19 protein-coding genes are annotated in these 17006 nt (G+C 28.8%); 6 read left to right on the plus strand and 13 right to left on the minus strand.

Going from position 1 to position 17006, the window contains the following annotated elements:
• The first annotated feature begins 14 nt into the window (after nucleotides 1–14).
• Both ACH5BF_RS04830 and ACH5BF_RS04835 read left to right on the plus strand, forming a co-directional pair.
• The gene (locus ACH5BF_RS04830; protein ID WP_423273072.1) at nucleotides 15–1925 is read left to right on the plus strand and encodes an FIST N-terminal domain-containing protein; all 1911 of its coding nucleotides are present in this window, start codon (nucleotides 15–17) and stop codon (nucleotides 1923–1925) included.
• A complete protein-coding gene (locus ACH5BF_RS04835) occupies nucleotides 1922–2581 on the plus strand; it encodes a response regulator transcription factor (protein ID WP_423273073.1) in 660 nt (219 codons plus the stop codon). The genes ACH5BF_RS04830 and ACH5BF_RS04835 overlap by 4 nt, the downstream gene beginning before the upstream one ends.
• A gap of 7 nt (nucleotides 2582–2588) precedes the next feature.
• Here ACH5BF_RS04835 and ACH5BF_RS04840 read toward each other — a convergent pair whose 3' ends face one another.
• Nucleotides 2589–3464 (minus strand): AraC family transcriptional regulator, encoded by an 876-nt coding sequence (locus ACH5BF_RS04840; protein ID WP_423273074.1) that lies wholly within the window; start codon nucleotides 3462–3464, stop codon nucleotides 2589–2591.
• Between the two features lie 127 nt (nucleotides 3465–3591).
• Between ACH5BF_RS04840 and ACH5BF_RS04845 the strand changes: the two genes are divergently transcribed.
• Together ACH5BF_RS04845 and ACH5BF_RS04850 are read left to right on the plus strand one after the other, a co-directional pair.
• On the plus strand, nucleotides 3592–5040 hold the full coding sequence (locus tag ACH5BF_RS04845) for an acetyl-CoA carboxylase biotin carboxylase subunit (protein ID WP_423273075.1): 1449 nt from the start codon (nucleotides 3592–3594) through the stop codon (nucleotides 5038–5040).
• Nucleotides 5041–5177: 137 nt separating this feature from the next.
• On the plus strand, nucleotides 5178–5834 hold the full coding sequence (locus ACH5BF_RS04850) for a hypothetical protein (RefSeq protein ID WP_423273076.1): 657 nt from the start codon (nucleotides 5178–5180) through the stop codon (nucleotides 5832–5834).
• An 11-nt stretch (nucleotides 5835–5845) separates the two neighbouring features.
• Here ACH5BF_RS04850 and pqqE read toward each other — a convergent pair whose 3' ends face one another.
• The 9 genes from pqqE to ACH5BF_RS04895 all read right to left on the minus strand — a co-directional run bounded on the left by pqqE (nucleotide 5846) and on the right by ACH5BF_RS04895 (nucleotide 13443).
• Nucleotides 5846–6979, minus strand: a complete 1134-nt coding sequence (pqqE, locus tag ACH5BF_RS04855) for a pyrroloquinoline quinone biosynthesis protein PqqE (RefSeq protein ID WP_423273077.1) — start codon at nucleotides 6977–6979, stop codon at nucleotides 5846–5848.
• Nucleotides 6969–7238 carry a pyrroloquinoline quinone biosynthesis peptide chaperone PqqD gene (gene pqqD, locus ACH5BF_RS04860; RefSeq protein ID WP_423273078.1) on the minus strand — a complete coding sequence of 90 codons (270 nt, stop codon included), beginning with the start codon at nucleotides 7236–7238 and terminating at the stop codon, nucleotides 6969–6971. The genes pqqE and pqqD overlap by 11 nt, the downstream gene beginning before the upstream one ends.
• Nucleotides 7207–7965: a pyrroloquinoline-quinone synthase PqqC gene (gene pqqC / locus ACH5BF_RS04865; RefSeq protein WP_423273079.1), complete on the minus strand. Its 759-nt coding sequence runs from the start codon at nucleotides 7963–7965 to the stop codon at nucleotides 7207–7209. The genes pqqD and pqqC overlap by 32 nt, the downstream gene beginning before the upstream one ends.
• Nucleotides 7966–7981: 16 nt before the next feature.
• Nucleotides 7982–8899: a pyrroloquinoline quinone biosynthesis protein PqqB gene (gene pqqB, locus ACH5BF_RS04870; RefSeq protein ID WP_423273080.1), complete on the minus strand. Its 918-nt coding sequence runs from the start codon at nucleotides 8897–8899 to the stop codon at nucleotides 7982–7984.
• 93 nt (nucleotides 8900–8992) lie between these two features.
• A complete protein-coding gene (gene pqqA, locus ACH5BF_RS04875; RefSeq protein WP_404307570.1) occupies nucleotides 8993–9067 on the minus strand; it encodes a pyrroloquinoline quinone precursor peptide PqqA in 75 nt (24 codons plus the stop codon).
• A gap of 36 nt (nucleotides 9068–9103) precedes the next feature.
• Nucleotides 9104–10894 (minus strand): PQQ-dependent methanol/ethanol family dehydrogenase, encoded by a 1791-nt coding sequence (locus ACH5BF_RS04880; protein ID WP_423273081.1) that lies wholly within the window; start codon nucleotides 10892–10894, stop codon nucleotides 9104–9106.
• A gap of 78 nt (nucleotides 10895–10972) precedes the next feature.
• A complete protein-coding gene (locus ACH5BF_RS04885) occupies nucleotides 10973–11755 on the minus strand; it encodes an ABC transporter permease (protein ID WP_423273082.1) in 783 nt (260 codons plus the stop codon).
• Between the two features lie 3 nt (nucleotides 11756–11758).
• Nucleotides 11759–12481 (minus strand): ATP-binding cassette domain-containing protein, encoded by a 723-nt coding sequence (locus ACH5BF_RS04890; protein ID WP_423273083.1) that lies wholly within the window; start codon nucleotides 12479–12481, stop codon nucleotides 11759–11761.
• A gap of 2 nt (nucleotides 12482–12483) precedes the next feature.
• Nucleotides 12484–13443: a PQQ-dependent catabolism-associated beta-propeller protein gene (locus tag ACH5BF_RS04895; RefSeq protein WP_423273084.1), complete on the minus strand. Its 960-nt coding sequence runs from the start codon at nucleotides 13441–13443 to the stop codon at nucleotides 12484–12486.
• Between the two features lie 128 nt (nucleotides 13444–13571).
• Between ACH5BF_RS04895 and ACH5BF_RS04900 the strand changes: the two genes are divergently transcribed.
• Both ACH5BF_RS04900 and ACH5BF_RS04905 read left to right on the plus strand, forming a co-directional pair.
• Nucleotides 13572–14720: a type 1 periplasmic-binding domain-containing protein gene (locus ACH5BF_RS04900; protein WP_423273085.1), complete on the plus strand. Its 1149-nt coding sequence runs from the start codon at nucleotides 13572–13574 to the stop codon at nucleotides 14718–14720.
• Nucleotides 14720–15175: a DUF302 domain-containing protein gene (locus ACH5BF_RS04905; protein ID WP_423273086.1), complete on the plus strand. Its 456-nt coding sequence runs from the start codon at nucleotides 14720–14722 to the stop codon at nucleotides 15173–15175. Before ACH5BF_RS04900 ends, ACH5BF_RS04905 begins: the two co-directional genes overlap by 1 nt.
• Here ACH5BF_RS04905 and ACH5BF_RS04910 read toward each other — a convergent pair.
• The 3 genes from ACH5BF_RS04910 to ACH5BF_RS04920 are packed head-to-tail and all read right to left on the minus strand — an operon-like array spanning nucleotide 15172 to nucleotide 17004.
• A complete protein-coding gene (locus ACH5BF_RS04910; RefSeq protein WP_423273087.1) occupies nucleotides 15172–15570 on the minus strand; it encodes a DUF411 domain-containing protein in 399 nt (132 codons plus the stop codon). The genes ACH5BF_RS04905 and ACH5BF_RS04910 overlap by 4 nt on opposite strands.
• Nucleotides 15567–16265 (minus strand): ABC transporter ATP-binding protein, encoded by a 699-nt coding sequence (locus ACH5BF_RS04915; RefSeq protein ID WP_423273088.1) that lies wholly within the window; start codon nucleotides 16263–16265, stop codon nucleotides 15567–15569. The genes ACH5BF_RS04910 and ACH5BF_RS04915 overlap by 4 nt, the downstream gene beginning before the upstream one ends.
• A 1-nt stretch (nucleotide 16266) precedes the next feature.
• Nucleotides 16267–17004 (minus strand): ABC transporter permease, encoded by a 738-nt coding sequence (locus ACH5BF_RS04920; protein ID WP_423273089.1) that lies wholly within the window; start codon nucleotides 17002–17004, stop codon nucleotides 16267–16269.
• Between the last annotated feature and the right edge of the window lie 2 nt (nucleotides 17005–17006).

A 17006-nucleotide genomic window follows, 5' to 3' on the forward strand; every position in this document is an offset into this window, starting at 1 on the left:
GCTACAATTTTTTTATGAAAACATTTAACTATACAATTGAAGACGAATCTTTAGAGCTGTTAATAGACTTTGACACTTTAAAAAAAGAAAAAAACATATTAATTCAGATTTTTTGTGGACAATCAAAAGAGATTATGAAAGCAATTCTAAATAAACTAAGAGAAGAGCTACCACAAGCCATTTGTATTGGAGCATCAACAGATGGAGAAATAGATAATGAAAATATCTCTACATTAAAAACTGTTGTTTCTATATCTATATTTGATAAAACAGAACTAAAAGTAGCTTGTGTACAAAATGACAACTCTTTTAAAAATGGTCAAACACTAGCAAAAGAATTATGTGGTGAAGATACAAAACTACTTATTACATTTACAGATGGTGAAACAACTAATGGCGAAGAGTTCCTAAAAGGAATTAGCAGTATTGATAACAATATTATTGTAAGTGGCGGTATGGCTGCTGATAATGCAACATTTAAAGAGACATTTATAATGTGTCAAGATAAGATATTAACTCAAGGTGCTGTTGCTGTATCTTTAAACTCAAAAGATTTAAAAATTTGTAATGCATATAACTTTAATTGGTCTCCTATTGGAATTGATCACGAGATTGAAGAAGTAATAGGAAATAGAGTATATAAAATTTCTGGATTAAAACCTTTAGATTTTTATGAAAAATATCTTGGCGAGTATGTAGCCAAATCACTTCCTGCAACAGGTATTGAGTTTCCTTTGATTATACAAAAAAACGGTATTCCTCAAGCAAGAGCTGTTATTCAAAAGCATAATGATGGAAGCTTAAGTTTTGCAGGTAATTTAAATAAAGGGGATATTGTAAAGTTAGGCTTTGGTAATGTTGAGCTTATAATGAACAACCCCTTACAGTCCTTATTTAATAAGTGTTCTGTTTCAGGAGTAGAGTCATTTTTTATCTACACTTGTATGGCAAGAAGAAGATATATACCAAATTTGATAGATATTGAAATAAAGCCTTTTTCAAAGATTGCAAATACCTCTGGATTTTTTACATATGGAGAGTTTTATCATAATGAAGGGCAAAATGAGTTATTAAATCAAACGCTAACTGTTGTAGGACTTAGTGAAAATGATGAGATAACTTATGAAGAGAAAGAGAAGTTTGAAAAAAATGAAAACCAAATAAGTGATCATGCAAGAAGCTTACAAGCCTTGACTCATCTTATTCAGCAATCTTCTCAAGACTATAATAATCAATCAAAGAAACTGGAAGAAGGAAATAAATACGCTCAAAATTTAGTAGAGTCACAAAAACAGTTTTTAAAGTATACAATTCATGAAACAAATACTCCTTTATCAATTATAATGGGGAATATTGATATGTATGAGTTGGAGCATGGTAAAAATAAGTATTTATCAAATATTGAAGTTGCTATGAAAAATGTATTTAGTATATATGATGATTTAAGTTACTTAGTAAAAAAAGACCAAGTAAACAAAGCAACACATGAAATAAATTTAGTTGATTTTGTAAGAAGTAGAATTGAGTTTTTTACACAAACTGCTTTAAAGTTTAAATCAACGCTTACTTTTATTCATAATATAGATGAAATAAATATCAATTTCAATGAAATAAAACTTCAAAGAATAGTTGATAACAATCTTACTAATGCAATTAAATATACTTTACCAAATGAAACTATCTATGTAAAACTTATTCTAAAAAATAGTGAGTGTGACTTTGTAATAGAGAGTCGTTCTGTTCAAATACTTGAACCTCAAAAGATTTTTGAAGAGTATTATAGAGAAGAAGAATCTAAAGATGGTTTTGGACTTGGACTAAATCTTGTAAAAAGAATTTGTAGTGAAGAAAATGTTGGGATCAGACTTGAATCTGGTGAAAACTGGGCTTCATTTACTTATACATTTAAAGGAATTGAAAAATGAAAATATTACTTTTAGAAGATGATATTATGTTAAATGAAATGATTACAGAGTATTTAACATCTACAGGACATTCAATTACTAGCACAACTAAAGGTGATGAGTGTCTAAATGTTTTAGAAGAACAAAAGTTTGATTTATTAATACTTGATATTAATGTACCAAATATTGATGGATTAAGTATCTTAGAGCAATTACATGAAAATAAAAAGATGATACCAACTATATTTATATCTGCACTTATTGATATTGAAGATATTGATAGAGCCTTTAATATTGGTTGTCATGACTATCTTAAAAAGCCTTTTCATTTAAGAGAATTAACACTTAGAATAAATAAAATTCTAAAAACAAATATTGCTCCTCAAAAACATAAAAGGTTATCAAAGCATTATAGCTTTGATGCAGAGACAATGACACTTTACTTTAATAATGAACCTCACATTTTACCTAAAAGACAACTTCAAATTATTGAGCTTTTAGCTCACAATAGAAGTTTAGTTGTTCAATATGATATGTTTAGAACTTATGTATGGAATGATGATTTTATAGATAATGCAACAATTAGAGCAGAAGTAAATAGAGTTAAAAAAGTTTTAAAAGAAGATTTTATTAAAAATATTAGAGGAAGTGGTTATATGGTTGAAAGACCAAATTAACCTACTTCTAAAATTTAATTGATACAAAAAAGCTTAAATCAAACTCATTATCATCACTTAAAAAGTTGTTTTTTCTATACTCTACATAAGAAGGTTTTGTTGTTGTTTCAAACTCACTTCTAGGCAACCACTCATGATAAACCCAATGAATAAACTTTAAAACATCCCCATGTACACCTTGCAAATCAAATCTAGCATAAACACCATCAGCAATCATAAAATCAGGAAGTCTATCACTTTTAACCTCTTCATTATCATTTGTTTCGATACAAGCGATATATTGACAATCACTTAAAGGTGTAATTGATGGATTATCATGAAAAAGAGCAATCTCTTTATAATTTTGTATATCATTTGAGAGTCTCCAAACTTGCATCTTTTGCCAAGTCTGTTTTATATTTACATTATAACCTCTATTTCTAATATAGTAGGCTTTTCTAAAAGGCATCTTTACAATAGTTGGAGTGATTTCATTAAAATTAGCTTTTGACTCCATGGCTTTTGGTGATTGTTGTAAGATATTATTTGAATACTCTTTATATCCACCTTTTTTCCACTGTTTTGGTGTCATATCAAATCTCTCTTTAAATGTTTTAATAAAAGAGGATTGAGAAGAGTATCCACATTGATTAGCAATCTCAGAAATAGTTGAATATTTATTTGTTAAAAGTAAATTTGAAGCTTTTTGCAATCTAATTGATTTAATACTCTCATAAATATTTTTTCCAAAAGCCTCTTTAAAAATACGATGCATATGAAATTTACTTACATTTAAATCAATACTAAGTTCTTCTATATCGATATTTGTTTCAATATGAGTATAGATATAAAACATTATATCATTTGCAATTTTTGTTCTTTTTTGAAGGGTCTGTTTTTTCATAACAACAATTATAGCAAAAATGAACTATTTCTTTAGCAAATAAAAATAATTTGACTAGCATATAAAATAAAGAAGTAATTTTGAAAAAAACATACAATACTTCATCTTTAAAAAATAAGGAAAGTTTATGAAGAAGATTAAGAAAGTATTAGTAGCAAATAGAAATGAGATAGCCCTTAGAATTATTAGAGCGTGTAAAGAATTAGATATAAAAAGTGTAGCTATTTTTTCTGAAGTTGATATTGATGGAGTATGGGTTAAAAAAGCTGATGAATGCTACCCTATTTTAGGCAATCCCATTGAGGCTTATTTAAATTATGACAAAATTATTGCTTTGGCAAAAAAATGTGATTGTGATGCGATTCATCCAGGATATGGTTTTCTAAGTGAAAATGCTGAATTTGCTCAAGCGTGTGAAGATAATGGAATTATTTTTATTGGTCCTAAACCTGAACATATTGCTTTATTTGGGGATAAAATGGCATCAAAAGTTGCCATGAAAGAAATAGGTGTACCTGTTTTAGAAGGAACAAGTGAACCTATTGTAAATATAAATGAAGGGAAAAGTATTGCTAAACAAATAGGTTTTCCTATTATTATAAAAGCTGCCTTTGGTGGTGGTGGAAGAGGAATGAGAATAGTAAAAGAAGAAAAAGATTTTGAAGAACTATTTAATTCAGCAACACAAGAAGCACAAAAGTTTTTTGGTAAAGGTGATGTTTTTATTGAAAAATATGTTCAAAATCCAAGACATATTGAGATTCAAATAATCTCTGATAAGTATGGGAATGTATTACATTTAGGAGAAAGAGATTGTTCAATTCAAAGAAGACATCAAAAAGTAATAGAGATAGCTCCTAGTCCAAGATTAAACGAAGAAGTTAGAAAAGAGTTATATAGAGTCTCAACAAAAGCTATGTTCAAACTTGGATATGAAAGTGTAGGAACAGTTGAATTTTTAGTAGATGATAAAGATAATATCTATTTTATAGAGATGAATACAAGAGTTCAAGTAGAACACCCTGTAACAGAACTTATCTCTGGAATTGATATTATTCAAAGAATGATTGAAATAGCAGAAGGGGATAAACTTAAATTTCTTCAAGAAGAAATAAAATTCAAAGGTTATGCAATAGAATTTAGAATAAATGCTGAAGACCCAAAGAAAAACTTTATGCCCTCAAGTGGAAAAATCACAAATTATATGGCACCAGGAGGTCCAGGAGTTAGACTTGATACAGCTCTTTACGCAGGATATAAAATCCCATCAAACTATGATTCAATGTTAGGAAAATTAATTGTATTCTCTCTTGATTGGGAAGGAGCAGTAAAAAAAGCAAAAAGAGCCCTTGATGAGTTTTTTATAGAAGGACTTCCTACAAATATTCCTTTACATAGAGAAATTGTAAGAGATAATGATTTTATTGAAGGAAAACTAGATACTTCTTATTTAGATAAAAAACTAGAACACTTTAACTTAGAAGCAATAAATCATATTTTAGAAGAAGAAAATAGAATTGAAAGCATAAGAAAATTAATAACAAATATAAAAGAAAACAAGATTAATGTTAGATAAATATCATATTTATCAATAATGAAATATAAAAAAAGCACTAATAGACAATTTTATTAGCAAGAAAAAAGAAGAATTATTTCTTATTTTTTCATACAATTAGTGCAATTCAAATATAAGTAAGTTTTTTAGGAAGAAATATGGACTTAAACAAACAACTGAATTTAGTTTTACAACAGTGTGAATCTATAAATTTGCAAAAATTAAAATTAGATACTCTACTTATTATTGTTCATCATTTATTAAGTGATTACAAAAAAATGGAATTACCTAAAAATGAAAAAGACATGAAATTTATTCATGAAAATGTGAAAAATCTAAAAATATATTTAGACAATAATATAGTAACAAGTGAAACACTTTCATATGTTTTCCAGAATCAAAATAAGTCCTCGACACTTAAAAAAATATCAACAAATTTAGAACCAATGAGGGCTTATTATAAATTCCTAACCTCAATCTTTTCTTCCCAACTAAAGAAGGGTTCGTATTGGATTCCTGAACTACTTGCTTTTAGTTTGATTTATAATTATAAAAAAGAGTTTGAAAAATCTTTTTGTTCATATACGTTCATCGATAGCTTCCCTATTGATAAGATACTAAGTATTTACAATGAAAATAATATAGCAGTTAAAAAGAATATATCTCAAAAAGATGATATTCCAACTTGGAAAGTTAAGACAAGTTTGGATGAGATGTATGATTTATCTGAATATATGATAAAAAAGTATCTATCATACAGTTTCAAAATTAATACAAAAAGAGTTTCTAAAACTCGAAAGAAAAGAAGAAGATAGATTTAACTCTATCAAGCTTCTAAAAATGAAATAGAATTTTTTCTATTTCTGTAAAAAATCTTTTGATCGCTATAAGTGATACTATCTTGGATTTTTTGCGTAACAACTGCATGATCAGGTGATTTAGAACACACAGGATCTGCAGCATTCATCTCTCCTGTTAGAGCAAAGGCTTGGCATCTGCAACCGCCAAAGTCTTTGTCTCTTTCATCACAAGTCCTACAAGGCTCTTTCATCCAACTATCACCTCTAAAATAATTAAAGGCTTTTGAGTCATACCATACTTCTTTTACAGAGTTTTCTTTAACATTTGGAAATTCTAAAGGTAAAGTATTTGCTGTATTACATGGAAGTGCAACTCCATCAGGATTTATAGTTAAAAATGTAGTACCCCAACCATTCATACATGCTTTTGGTCTATCAGCAAAATAATCAGGTACAACTAAAAATACTTTCATTGCATCATCTTTTTGTCTATACTCATTTACTTTTGCTTTTGCTTCATCTAATTGCTCTTTTGAAGGAAGCAGTGCATTTATATTTTTTAAGGCCCAACCATAATATTGAATATTTGCAATTTCTAAATAATTTGCTCCAAGAGTTTCGGCAAATTCAATAATTTCACCTACTTGATGAATATTTTGTCTAGTAATACAAGTATTTACAATTAGTTGTAATCCTGCATCTTTTACTTCTTTTGCAAAGGCAATTTTCTCTTTATAAGAGTTTTTATTGTTAGTAATTAAAGTCATAGTATTCTCATCATGAGATTGAATACCTAACTGAACCGTTTTAAGCCCTGCATCTTTTAGTTTTTTAACTATTCCTTTTGGAGCACCAACTCCTGATGTAATAAGATTTGTATAAAACTTCAAGTCATTTGCTTTTTGAACAATATCAACTATATCTTTATTTAGTAAAGGCTCACCACCTGAAATACCAAGTTGAACAGCTCCAAGTTCTCTAACCTCATCCATCACTCTAAACCAATCATCTTTACTCATAGCATCTTTTGTATTTACAAAATCAAGTTGATTATAACAGTAAGAACACTCTAAAGGACACTTATGAGTTAACTCCAAAAGAACCCAAAGAGGTGGTTTTATTTCTAATTTTTCATTATTTGCTTTATCATTAATCGACATACTGTACCCACTTTCTATCAAAAGCTTCATTGAAAAAAGCTTCTATATCTTTTGATAAACCAGTCATTTCAAACTTTTTTTCTAAAGTCTCTACTATTTGATTAAAACTTTTTGTTCCATCACATTGATTCATGATTTCACCAGCACTTTGATTTAACTGAACCATACCTTCTGGGTATAATAATACAAAACAGTCTTGTGCTTTTTCAAACTGTAATTGAAAGTGATTATTCACTACAATTAATTTTTCTTTGTGCATCTTCTACCCCTTCAATATTAAAGTATGGAGGTTGTTTTAATTCGTATGCTAAATATAAAGCATCACACATTGTCCATAAAATATCTAATTTAAATTGTAATATTTCACAAGCTTTACTTTGAAGCTCAATTGTATTAAACTCTTCTAATGTTAAAGCTAATCCATGCTGAACATCTCTTCTTGCTTCACTTAATCTTTTTTGGAAATATCTTAAACCTTTTGGTTCAATCCAAGGATAATTATCAGGCCATGTATTAAGTCTTTGTTGATGAATTTCAGGAGCAAACATCTCTGTTAAAGATGACATTGCAGCCTCTTTCCAAGGTCTTTGTTTTGCAAAATTTATATATGCTTCAACTGCAAACTTAACTGATGGTAAAACATATCTATGAGAGATTAAATCCTCTTTATTTAGACCAACTGCTTCACCTAACTCAAGCCAAGCTTCAATTCCTCCACCAACACTATCATGGTCTATAATTCTATCTATCCACTTTCTTCTATCTTCTAAAGGTGGATTATTTGACATAATTGCAGCATCTTTAATAGGAATTGCTGTTTGATAATAAAATCTATTTGCTACCCATCCCTGAATCTCTTCTTTTGTACATTCACCTTTATACATTCTTATATGAAAGGGATGATGAATATGGTACATCTTACCCATAGATCTTAATTTAGCTTCAAACTCTTCTTTTGAAAGTAATTGGTCAATTTTTTTAGTCATAATATTCTCTCCTTAATTATATTTCGATACTCATACCATCATAAGAAACTTCAATTCCATGTGAAATAAGTTCCTTATACTCATCACTACTCTCATCTAAAATAGGATTTGTATTATTTATATGAATTAGTATTTTTCTTGGTTTTTCTAAACTATCTAAAACTTTGATAAGTCCTTCTTCTCCACTTAATGGAATATGTCCCATATCAGTTCCAAGCTTATTTGAAAAATTCCCTTTAATCATTTCATCATTTGTCCATAATGTTCCTTCTATTAAAAGAACATCTGCATTTCTCATCTCTTCAAATACATGGTCTTCCATAACACCAAGTCCTGGTAAATAAAATAGTCTTTTTCCAGTATTTTTATTTACAACTGTTATTCCAATATTATCACCTTTTCTTGGTTTATCTCTGTGGGCTGAATATGGAGGTGCATTTGAAATTAAAGCATGAGCATAAAACTCATAACTAGGCATAACTGGTATTTCAAATTTTGTAGTTGAATCTGGAAGAATTTCATGCCAAACAGTTCCTCCACCATCCCAATGCTTTAGCATTTTCATAGTAGGAAAAGATGTATTTAACTCTTCATTTACTTCTTTTGTACAGTAAATTTGATGAGGACATCCCTCTCTTAACATAAGAAGACCTGTTGTATGGTCAATTTGAGCATCGTTAAAAACGATAGCTTTTATTTTTGTTTCTCTTTTTTGTGTTGGGTGTAAAAAAGGGGAATTATGAATTTGCTCTAAAATATCTGGTGAAGTATTAAATAAAACCCAATTTTCACCATCTTCGCTTATAGTAATAGAACTTTGAGTTCTTCTTTTGATAGTTTCTTTACCTTCTCTATAACCTTTACAGTTATCACAGTTACAGTTAAACTGAGGAAGTCCTCCTCCTGCTCCTGATCCTAAAACTTCTATTCTCATAATCTTCCCTTAACTCTTTTTATAATTAAGTCTAAATAAGACTTAATTATAAAAAGAGCAAACTAGCAAAAGCTAGTTTACTCGAAGTTGGCTCTACTCGTTACAAATATACATTGTTACTTCAAAACCAAATCTATTATCTACAAACATAGGTGTTTCCCATTTCATAACAATTACCTCCTTTGTAAGATTTTTGTGTTCAGACTACTTATGTAATTTGAACACGTGAACTGAACCACCTTGGTTAAGAAGTTTTACAGTTTTAGCAACCTCACCACCCCATAAAGGAACGGCTCCACCCCAACCAGATACTACAGCAATATATTGATCACCATTTTGCTCCCAAGTAATAGGAGAAGAAACGATTCCAGAACCTACATTAAATGAATATAACTCTTTACCAGTCTCATCATCTAATACTAATAGTTTTCCTTCTGGATTACCTGTAATTACTAAACCACCAGCAGTAGTTAAAACTCCACCCCATAATGGTGCTTTGTTTTTATAAATCCACTTGATTTTTCCAGTTACAGGATCAACTGCTTTTAAAGCACCAATATGATCTTCATAAACAGGCTTAATTGTAAATCCAGCACCTAAGTATGCTGCACCTTTTTTATAAGATACTGGTTGATTCCAAATATCCATTCCCCACTCATTTGCTGGAACATAGAATAATCCAGTTTTTTGAGAGTATGCCATTGGGTTCCAGTTTTTACCACCTAAGAACGAAGGTACAGAGAATACAGATTTACCTTTCTTCCCATTTACAGGAGCTCCAGGTCTGTTATCTTCATTTACAATAGGTCTACCATTTTCATCAATTCCTTTAGCCCATGTAATTTTATCAACGAAAGGAGTAGATCTGATATATTTACCAGTAACTCTATCTAATACATAGAAGAAACCATTTTTATCAGCAGTAGCACCTGCTTTTACAACATTTCCATTTTCATCTTTGTAATCAAATGGTACAAATTCTGCCATACCATCATAATCCCATCCATCATTTGGAGTAGTTTGGAAGTGCCATACAATTTTACCTGTATCAGGATTTACAGCAACTCTTGAAGCAGTGTATAAGTTATCACCTTTTCTTAAGTGAGAATTCCAAGGAGCTGGGTTTCCAGTTGGAACATAAATTAAGTCAGTTTCAGGATCGTAAGTTACACCATTCCATGGAGCTCCTCCACCATGTTTCCAAGTATCACCTTCCCAAGTAGCATTTAGAGTACCAGTAATACCATTTTCTTTACCATTTAAGTATCCCATATGTCCTTCAACCATTGGTCTAGTCCATAATAGTTTACCAGTTTTTGGGTCTCTTGCTTCTACTTTACCAACAATACCAAACTCACCACCAGATACACCAGTAATTAACATATCTTTTACGATAAGTGGAGCTGCTGTAAATGAGTATCCATCTTTATATTTAGCAATTCTTTTTTTCCATTTAACTTTACCAGTCTTTCTATCAAGAGCAACTAGTTTTGCATCAAGTGTTCCGAAAATTACTAAATCATCATATAATGCAGCACCTCTGTTGATAACATCACAACATGGTAAAATTGCATCTGGAAGTCTTGCATCGTATTGCCATAACTCTTCACCAGTTAAAATATCAATTGCAAAAAGTCTAGAGTAAGAAGCAGTTACATACATAACTCCATCTTTAACAACAGGTTGTGATTCTTGACCTCTTTGTTTTTCACCACCAAAACTAAAGTTCCATACAGGAACTAAATCTTTAATAGTATCTTTATTGATTTGAGTTAATGTTGAGTATCTTTGACCTTTTGGCCCTAAACCATAACTAACTACATCACCAGGTGTTTTTGCATCATTTACTATTTGGTCGTTTGTAACAGGTGCAAATGATGGTTCTGTAACTTTTGTTATGCTATTATTTCCTGTGTTATTAGACATAGCACATCCACTAATTAGTGCAGCTAGTGTAACGGCAACTGCACTAGTTAGCAATCTATTCTTATTCATCTTCTCTCCTTCTTATATTATGAACAAACCTGAAAAATTTGTCTTGAAAGAAGTATACATAAGAAATATAGCCTGAGTTTAGCTATGATTTACTTTTTTAGATTTAAAACCTACAAAGGCCATTATTAGGCTTATTATTAAAGAAAGCAGTACAATTAATAGTGAATTTATATCAATTTTTAGATATAAAGCGAACCTAATTGACTCAACTATATAAGTAAATGGATTAAAAGAAGAAATATTGAATAATACCAATGAAGAATCTTTTATTTTCCATAGGGGATATAAAGCACTACTTAAAAAGAACATTGGGAATATTACAAAATTCATTACTGTTGCAAAGTTTTCTAACTGCTTAATAACAGAAGAAATAAATAAAGCAAATGCATTTAAAATAATTGATGAAATCATAATAATTGGTATAGTCGCTAGAATAGCTAAAAATGATATATCAACACCATAAACTTTTGCAATAAGTAAAAATGTAACAGCTTGAATTGTTGATACAATTGCTGTAGCAAACATCTTACAAAAAAGTAAATAGTTTCTATTTATATAAGAAGATAGCAAAATCTTCATACTTCCCATCTCTCTATCAAATATCATAGTAAGTGAGCTTTGCATTCCATTAAAAAGTAAAACCATACCAACAAGTCCTGGAACTATATATGTTTCATAAGTAATATATGTTTCATATGGAGGAATAATAGCCAAACCTAAAGCTGTTTTAAAACCAACAGAAAAGATAAATAACCATAATAAAGGTCGCACTAGTGCTGAGAAAAATCTACTTTTTTGTTTTACAAATCGAATTAGCTCTTTATAGACAATCCCTTTCATACAATTTAAATAAATATTCATTTTTTACCTTACTATTTGATTGAAAGTATCAACCAAGTTATCTTTTTCATATTTTTGAACTATTTGTTTTACTTTACCAGATTCAACGATTTCACCTTTTTTGATAAAAGAGATATCATCATCTTCATTTACCTCATCAAAAAGATGAGTTATCCATAATACACTTAAGTTTTCTCTTTTTACTAAATCCCTAACATAATCCAAAATATCAAATCTACTTTTTAAATCAAGTCCAACAGTTGGTTCATCAAGAAGTAAAAGTTTTGGCTTGTTTATTAAAGCTCTTAAAATTTCAACCCTTCTTCTATGCCCACCATTTAATTTTCTTGCCGTAATATCTAAACTATCTTGAAGTTCAAGTCTTACTATTTCATTTTCAACAGATTTAATAGTTTCTTTAAAATTTAGACCTTTTAGTGAGCCATAATAGTATAAGTTTTGTCTTACAGTTAAATCCAAATCTAAAGTAGGTTCTTGAAAAACAATTCCTATATCTTTTAAAGATTTTGTGTAGTTTTTAATTGAGTGTGAATTTATATTTATAGTTCCAACTTCTAGTTTTAAAAGTCTTGTAATTAATGAAAAAACTGTAGATTTACCAGCACCATTTAGTCCTAGCAGAACAGAAAAACTGCCCTGCTTTATACTAAAAGATATATTATTTAATACCTTTTTACTACCATATGAAAAATCTACATTTTTTAATTCTAAGATATTCTTTTCCATGATTATTTACTAGGAACTACTGCTAATCCCCATGGGTATCTTCCAACCTTGATTGTTTTCTTAACTTTTAATGATTCAACATCAATTACAGAAACATCACCACTTACACCATTTGTTGTGTAAAGTTTCTTTTCATTTTCAGCAAAATCAAGCATCCAAACTCTACTTCCAACTAATAAGTATTTGATTACTTTATATGTCTTTGCATCAATTACAGCTACATGATTTGCAGGTCCTAAACCAACAAAAGCATATTTACCATCACTTGTTAATTTAATTCCAACTGGTTGAATTAAATCTTTGAAAACACCTGGAATTTTAAAGTTAATCTTTTTGATTGCTTCTTTTGTTTTTGTATCAACTACCATTACAGTTCCACCAATTTCACTTGATGCCCATACTTTATCACCACTTTTTGTAAACTCAATATGTCTTGGTCTTTGATCAACTAAAGTATTGTGAATAATCTTTTTTGTTTTAGTATCAATCCAATGTAAAAAGTTTGATGTCTCAGTTGTATTAATAGCAACACTTCCATCTGGACTTACTGCCATTCCTTCTGGTTCTACACCAACTTCAATTTGTGCTATTACTGATTTTTCTTGAGTATCTACTACAGTTACAATTCCATCATCTTCATTTGCAATATATAACTCTTTCCCATCTGGATGTAAAGCAAACTGTTCTGGGTCTTCACCTGATGGTAAGTTATGTATTATTTTCTTTGATTTTAAATCTAAAACTTGCACAGTATCATCATCACTAGCACAAATATATAGATTTGTATAATCATTGTTTAATAATATACCTCTTGGTCTTTGCCCAACTTCAATAGTATCAATAACCTTATCAGTTTTTGAATCTATAACTGTAATAGTATTATCTTTCTCATTTGAAACATAAATAGTATCTGCGAATAAACTTGTTGATAATAATGCAGATGCTAATAATAATCTCTTCATAATATCTTCTCCTTATTTTTGTGAAAGCATTGTATATCATATTTATAGCCTGAGTTTAGCAATACTATTTTGCTAAACTTAAGCTATAAATCTTATGTATACTCAAAAAAAAATTAAAAGGAAAATAGATGAAACTAATACCATTTTTTCTACTATTTGCAACTTTTTTAAATGCAAATATATTAGAAGTAAATATTTTATATCTAGAACAAAAAATAAAAAAGCCACCAGTACTTTCAAATGTAATTGAAGATCCAAAAGATTTAGGATTAAAAGGTGCCCAAGTAGCAATAAAAGACAGCAATAAAAGTGCAAGATTCTTAAATCAAAAGTATAATTTAGTAGAAGCAATTTCTTATAAAAAAGAAGAATTAATTAGTGCATATGAGAAGTTCATAAATGAAAATAACAATTATGTTGTTTTAAATGTGGAAGATGATTTATTAAAAGAGCTTTTAGCACATAAACTATCTTCAAAAACTCTATTTGTAAATGCAAAAAGTCAAAATTCACATCTTAGAAAAAACTATTGTCAAGAAAATTTACTACATACAATAGCAAGTAATGCTATGTTATATGACGGATTAGTACAATTTTTAGTAAAAAGAGACTTTAAAGATATATTTTTAATTAGTGGAAAACAAGAAAAAGATTTACTTATTAAAGAAGATATTAAAAGATCAATTAAAAAATTTGGTGCAAAAATCGTAGAAGAGAAAGTTTGGGATAATAATAGTGATATTAGAAGAAAAGCAAGTAGTGAGTTCCCTTCATTTACTCAAGCTTCAAATTATGATTTAATTTTACTTGCTGATTACCATGGTGACTTTGGTGAGTTTATGTACTTTAATACTTGGCTTCCAAGACCAGTTGCTGGAACACAAGGTTTAACACCTGTATCATGGCATAAAGTTATTGAAGCTTGGGGTGCAGCACAAATGCAAAGTAGATTTGAAAAGTTTTCAAAAAGATGGATGCAATCAGTTGATTATTCAAACTGGGTTGCTATTAGAACAATAATAAATGCAATAACTCATACAAAAACAGCTGATTTGAATACAAATATAAAGTTTATTTATTCAAAAGATTTTGAACTTGCAGCATACAAAGGAAGAAAACTAACATTTAGAGAATTTAACGGTCAAATTAGAATGCCAGTTGCACTAGTTCAACCAAGAGCATTAGTATCAACTTCTCCACAAGTTGGATTTTTACACCCTAAAACTGACTTAGATACTTTAGGTATTGCACCATTTGAAATGGAGTGTAAAAAGTAATGAGAAAGCTAATACTTCTTTTTTTTATAGCTTGCAGTTTAAGTGCAAACTATAAAATAATAGAGAATAAAAATCTTTTTAGTGTGAAAGTTGAAAATGAGAATTTCCAAGAAGTATTAGTAAATCTAAAAGATGAGATTGGCTTCCAAGGTTTTGTAATAGTTCATGAACTTAATCTTGCAAAATCTACATCAAATGTAGCTAAAGCTTTAAAGCAAAAACCTGTTTTAACAAATGGCATAAATCTACTTATGTGTAAAAGTAGCTTTACTTTAAAAATGATTCAAGAAAACCCTTCTAATATTACATATTGTCCTTTGGGAATTTCTGTTTATGAAATTAAAAATGAAGTTTTTATATCTTATAAAAAGTATCATAACTTAAAAGATGAAGATATGATTTACAAAGAAGTAAATGAGAAGTTAAAAAATCTAATATTAAAGAGTTTGGATTAATATTTCCCAAACTCTTTGTAAGTACCATTATCTAAAAGTAAAAATACTGTTTTTACTTCTTTATCATTTTCATAAGAAGGTAAAGAAAGCCCCATTGAGTCTTTTGGAATGCTTTTAAAGAACTCTTTTATAGCTTTTGCTGGAACATTTCCTTCAAATACATAATCTTTAAAAATTGTTGTATTACATGATTGAACTTCCCTTGGAACACCAACACTATACTTTAAACCTTTTACATTTACCATTTGAACTATTTCAACTTCATCGGCTATCTTTTTCATATCATCTAACCAAGACTTAGGACATGTGCTTGTCATAGGTTGGAAAACTTGCATTTTATTTTCACTTGCAAATAAAGCAAGACCAAGCATTAAGATTAAAACTATTTTTTTCATATTTCTCCTTTTAATATGTTTGGATATTTTTCAAATATCTCATTTTTTACCTCATCAACTCTTCGTTGATTGGCTTTTTTATTTTTATTGTTTTCAAACTCTAAAATTATAGTTGCAGGATTTTTAGATAAAAAGAAAACCCTATTTGAAAAGTATATTGCTTCACTTAAATCATGAGTTACTAAAACTACTTTAGGATTAAACTTCTCACATAGTTTTAAAAACTCATCTTTCAACTGCATTGCAGTTGGATAATCAAGAGAAATAAAAGGCTCATCTAAAAGTATAAGTTTGGGTTGATTTATAAAAGCTCTTATTAAAGCTACTCTTCTTTTCATTCCCCCTGATAAAGCACTTGGATAAAACTCTAAAACCTCTTCTAAATTTATTAATTTTAGAAGTTCAGTAATTTTATTTTCATCTTTGTTTTTTGATACTAAAAGAAGATTGTCTTTTATACTTAACCAAGGTATTAATCTATCATCTTGGAACATAAAAGAGATCTCTTCACTATCTTTTTTAATTTCTCCTATATAATCATCATCTAGTGATGCCAAAATATTTAGAAGTGTTGTTTTTCCACAACCAGATGGACCAATAATTGATATAAACTCTTTTGCTTTAAGACTTATATTTATATCTTTTAAAACTCTTTTATCTTTATAGTTTTTATTTTCAATACAAATTTCTAACATTTTATTTCCATTTATTGATATATAAATCTATTGGTTTTAAAAATAGTTTTTCAATTAAAAGAATTACTAAAACAAAAGCAAAAGAGTAAGCTAAAATTGAAGTAATATCAAAGAATTGAAAGAACATAGAGATTTTAAAACCTATTCCATCACTTCTTCCAAGAAGTTCAACAACTAATACAATCTTCCAAATTAGTGATAAACATAATCTTGTAGAGGCCATTATATAAGGATATATTTGTGGTAAAAAGACTTTAAAGAAAGTCTCTTTTTTTGATACTTTATATACTTTTGCTAATTGCATATATTTTCTATCAATTGCCTTAGTACCTTCTCTTACATTTACTATTACAATTGGAAGTTTATTTAAAATCACAGCTAAAAGTGCTGCAAAATCTGTAAGCCCAAACCAGATATAACAAATTACAATTGTTACAAGAGCTGGAATATTTAATCCAAGAATTAAAATAAAATCAAAAATATCATCTATTTTTTTTGATATTCCCATTAAAATACCAAAAATAATCCCTAAGAACATAACTACAAAAAAACAAACAAATACTCTATATAAAGTAATCCCTAAATTATAAAGTAAGTCTGAATTAAAAGTATGGTCATATAAACTAGCAGCTATTTGACTAATAGAAGGGAAAGTATCACTTGCTATAAAATAAGCTGATATTTCCCATATAGTTAAAAAAACTATAACTGATGTAATTCTGATATTTTTACTTAACACTT

It is taken from the genome of Arcobacter pernae (assembly GCF_049472135.1).
Taxonomy (GTDB): Bacteria; Campylobacterota; Campylobacteria; order Campylobacterales; family Arcobacteraceae; genus Arcobacter_B.

What these genes read in the sequence shown, in the direction of transcription:
- ACH5BF_RS04830 (WP_423273072.1), top strand. Translation starts at nt 15, where the DNA reads ATGAAAACATTTAACTATACAATTGAAGACGAATCTTTAGAGCTGTTA.
- ACH5BF_RS04835 (WP_423273073.1), top strand. Translation starts at nt 1,922, where the DNA reads ATGAAAATATTACTTTTAGAAGATGATATTATGTTAAATGAAATGATT.
- ACH5BF_RS04840 (WP_423273074.1), bottom strand. Translation starts at nt 3,464, where the DNA reads ATGAAAAAACAGACCCTTCAAAAAAGAACAAAAATTGCAAATGATATA.
- ACH5BF_RS04845 (WP_423273075.1), top strand. Translation starts at nt 3,592, where the DNA reads ATGAAGAAGATTAAGAAAGTATTAGTAGCAAATAGAAATGAGATAGCC.
- ACH5BF_RS04850 (WP_423273076.1), top strand. Translation starts at nt 5,178, where the DNA reads ATGGACTTAAACAAACAACTGAATTTAGTTTTACAACAGTGTGAATCT.
- pqqE (WP_423273077.1), bottom strand. Translation starts at nt 6,979, where the DNA reads ATGTCGATTAATGATAAAGCAAATAATGAAAAATTAGAAATAAAACCA.
- pqqD (WP_423273078.1), bottom strand. Translation starts at nt 7,238, where the DNA reads ATGCACAAAGAAAAATTAATTGTAGTGAATAATCACTTTCAATTACAG.
- pqqC (WP_423273079.1), bottom strand. Translation starts at nt 7,965, where the DNA reads ATGACTAAAAAAATTGACCAATTACTTTCAAAAGAAGAGTTTGAAGCT.
- pqqB (WP_423273080.1), bottom strand. Translation starts at nt 8,899, where the DNA reads ATGAGAATAGAAGTTTTAGGATCAGGAGCAGGAGGAGGACTTCCTCAG.
- ACH5BF_RS04880 (WP_423273081.1), bottom strand. Translation starts at nt 10,894, where the DNA reads ATGAATAAGAATAGATTGCTAACTAGTGCAGTTGCCGTTACACTAGCT.
- ACH5BF_RS04885 (WP_423273082.1), bottom strand. Translation starts at nt 11,755, where the DNA reads ATGAATATTTATTTAAATTGTATGAAAGGGATTGTCTATAAAGAGCTA.
- ACH5BF_RS04890 (WP_423273083.1), bottom strand. Translation starts at nt 12,481, where the DNA reads ATGGAAAAGAATATCTTAGAATTAAAAAATGTAGATTTTTCATATGGT.
- ACH5BF_RS04895 (WP_423273084.1), bottom strand. Translation starts at nt 13,443, where the DNA reads ATGAAGAGATTATTATTAGCATCTGCATTATTATCAACAAGTTTATTC.
- ACH5BF_RS04900 (WP_423273085.1), top strand. Translation starts at nt 13,572, where the DNA reads ATGAAACTAATACCATTTTTTCTACTATTTGCAACTTTTTTAAATGCA.
- ACH5BF_RS04905 (WP_423273086.1), top strand. Translation starts at nt 14,720, where the DNA reads ATGAGAAAGCTAATACTTCTTTTTTTTATAGCTTGCAGTTTAAGTGCA.
- ACH5BF_RS04910 (WP_423273087.1), bottom strand. Translation starts at nt 15,570, where the DNA reads ATGAAAAAAATAGTTTTAATCTTAATGCTTGGTCTTGCTTTATTTGCA.
- ACH5BF_RS04915 (WP_423273088.1), bottom strand. Translation starts at nt 16,265, where the DNA reads ATGTTAGAAATTTGTATTGAAAATAAAAACTATAAAGATAAAAGAGTT.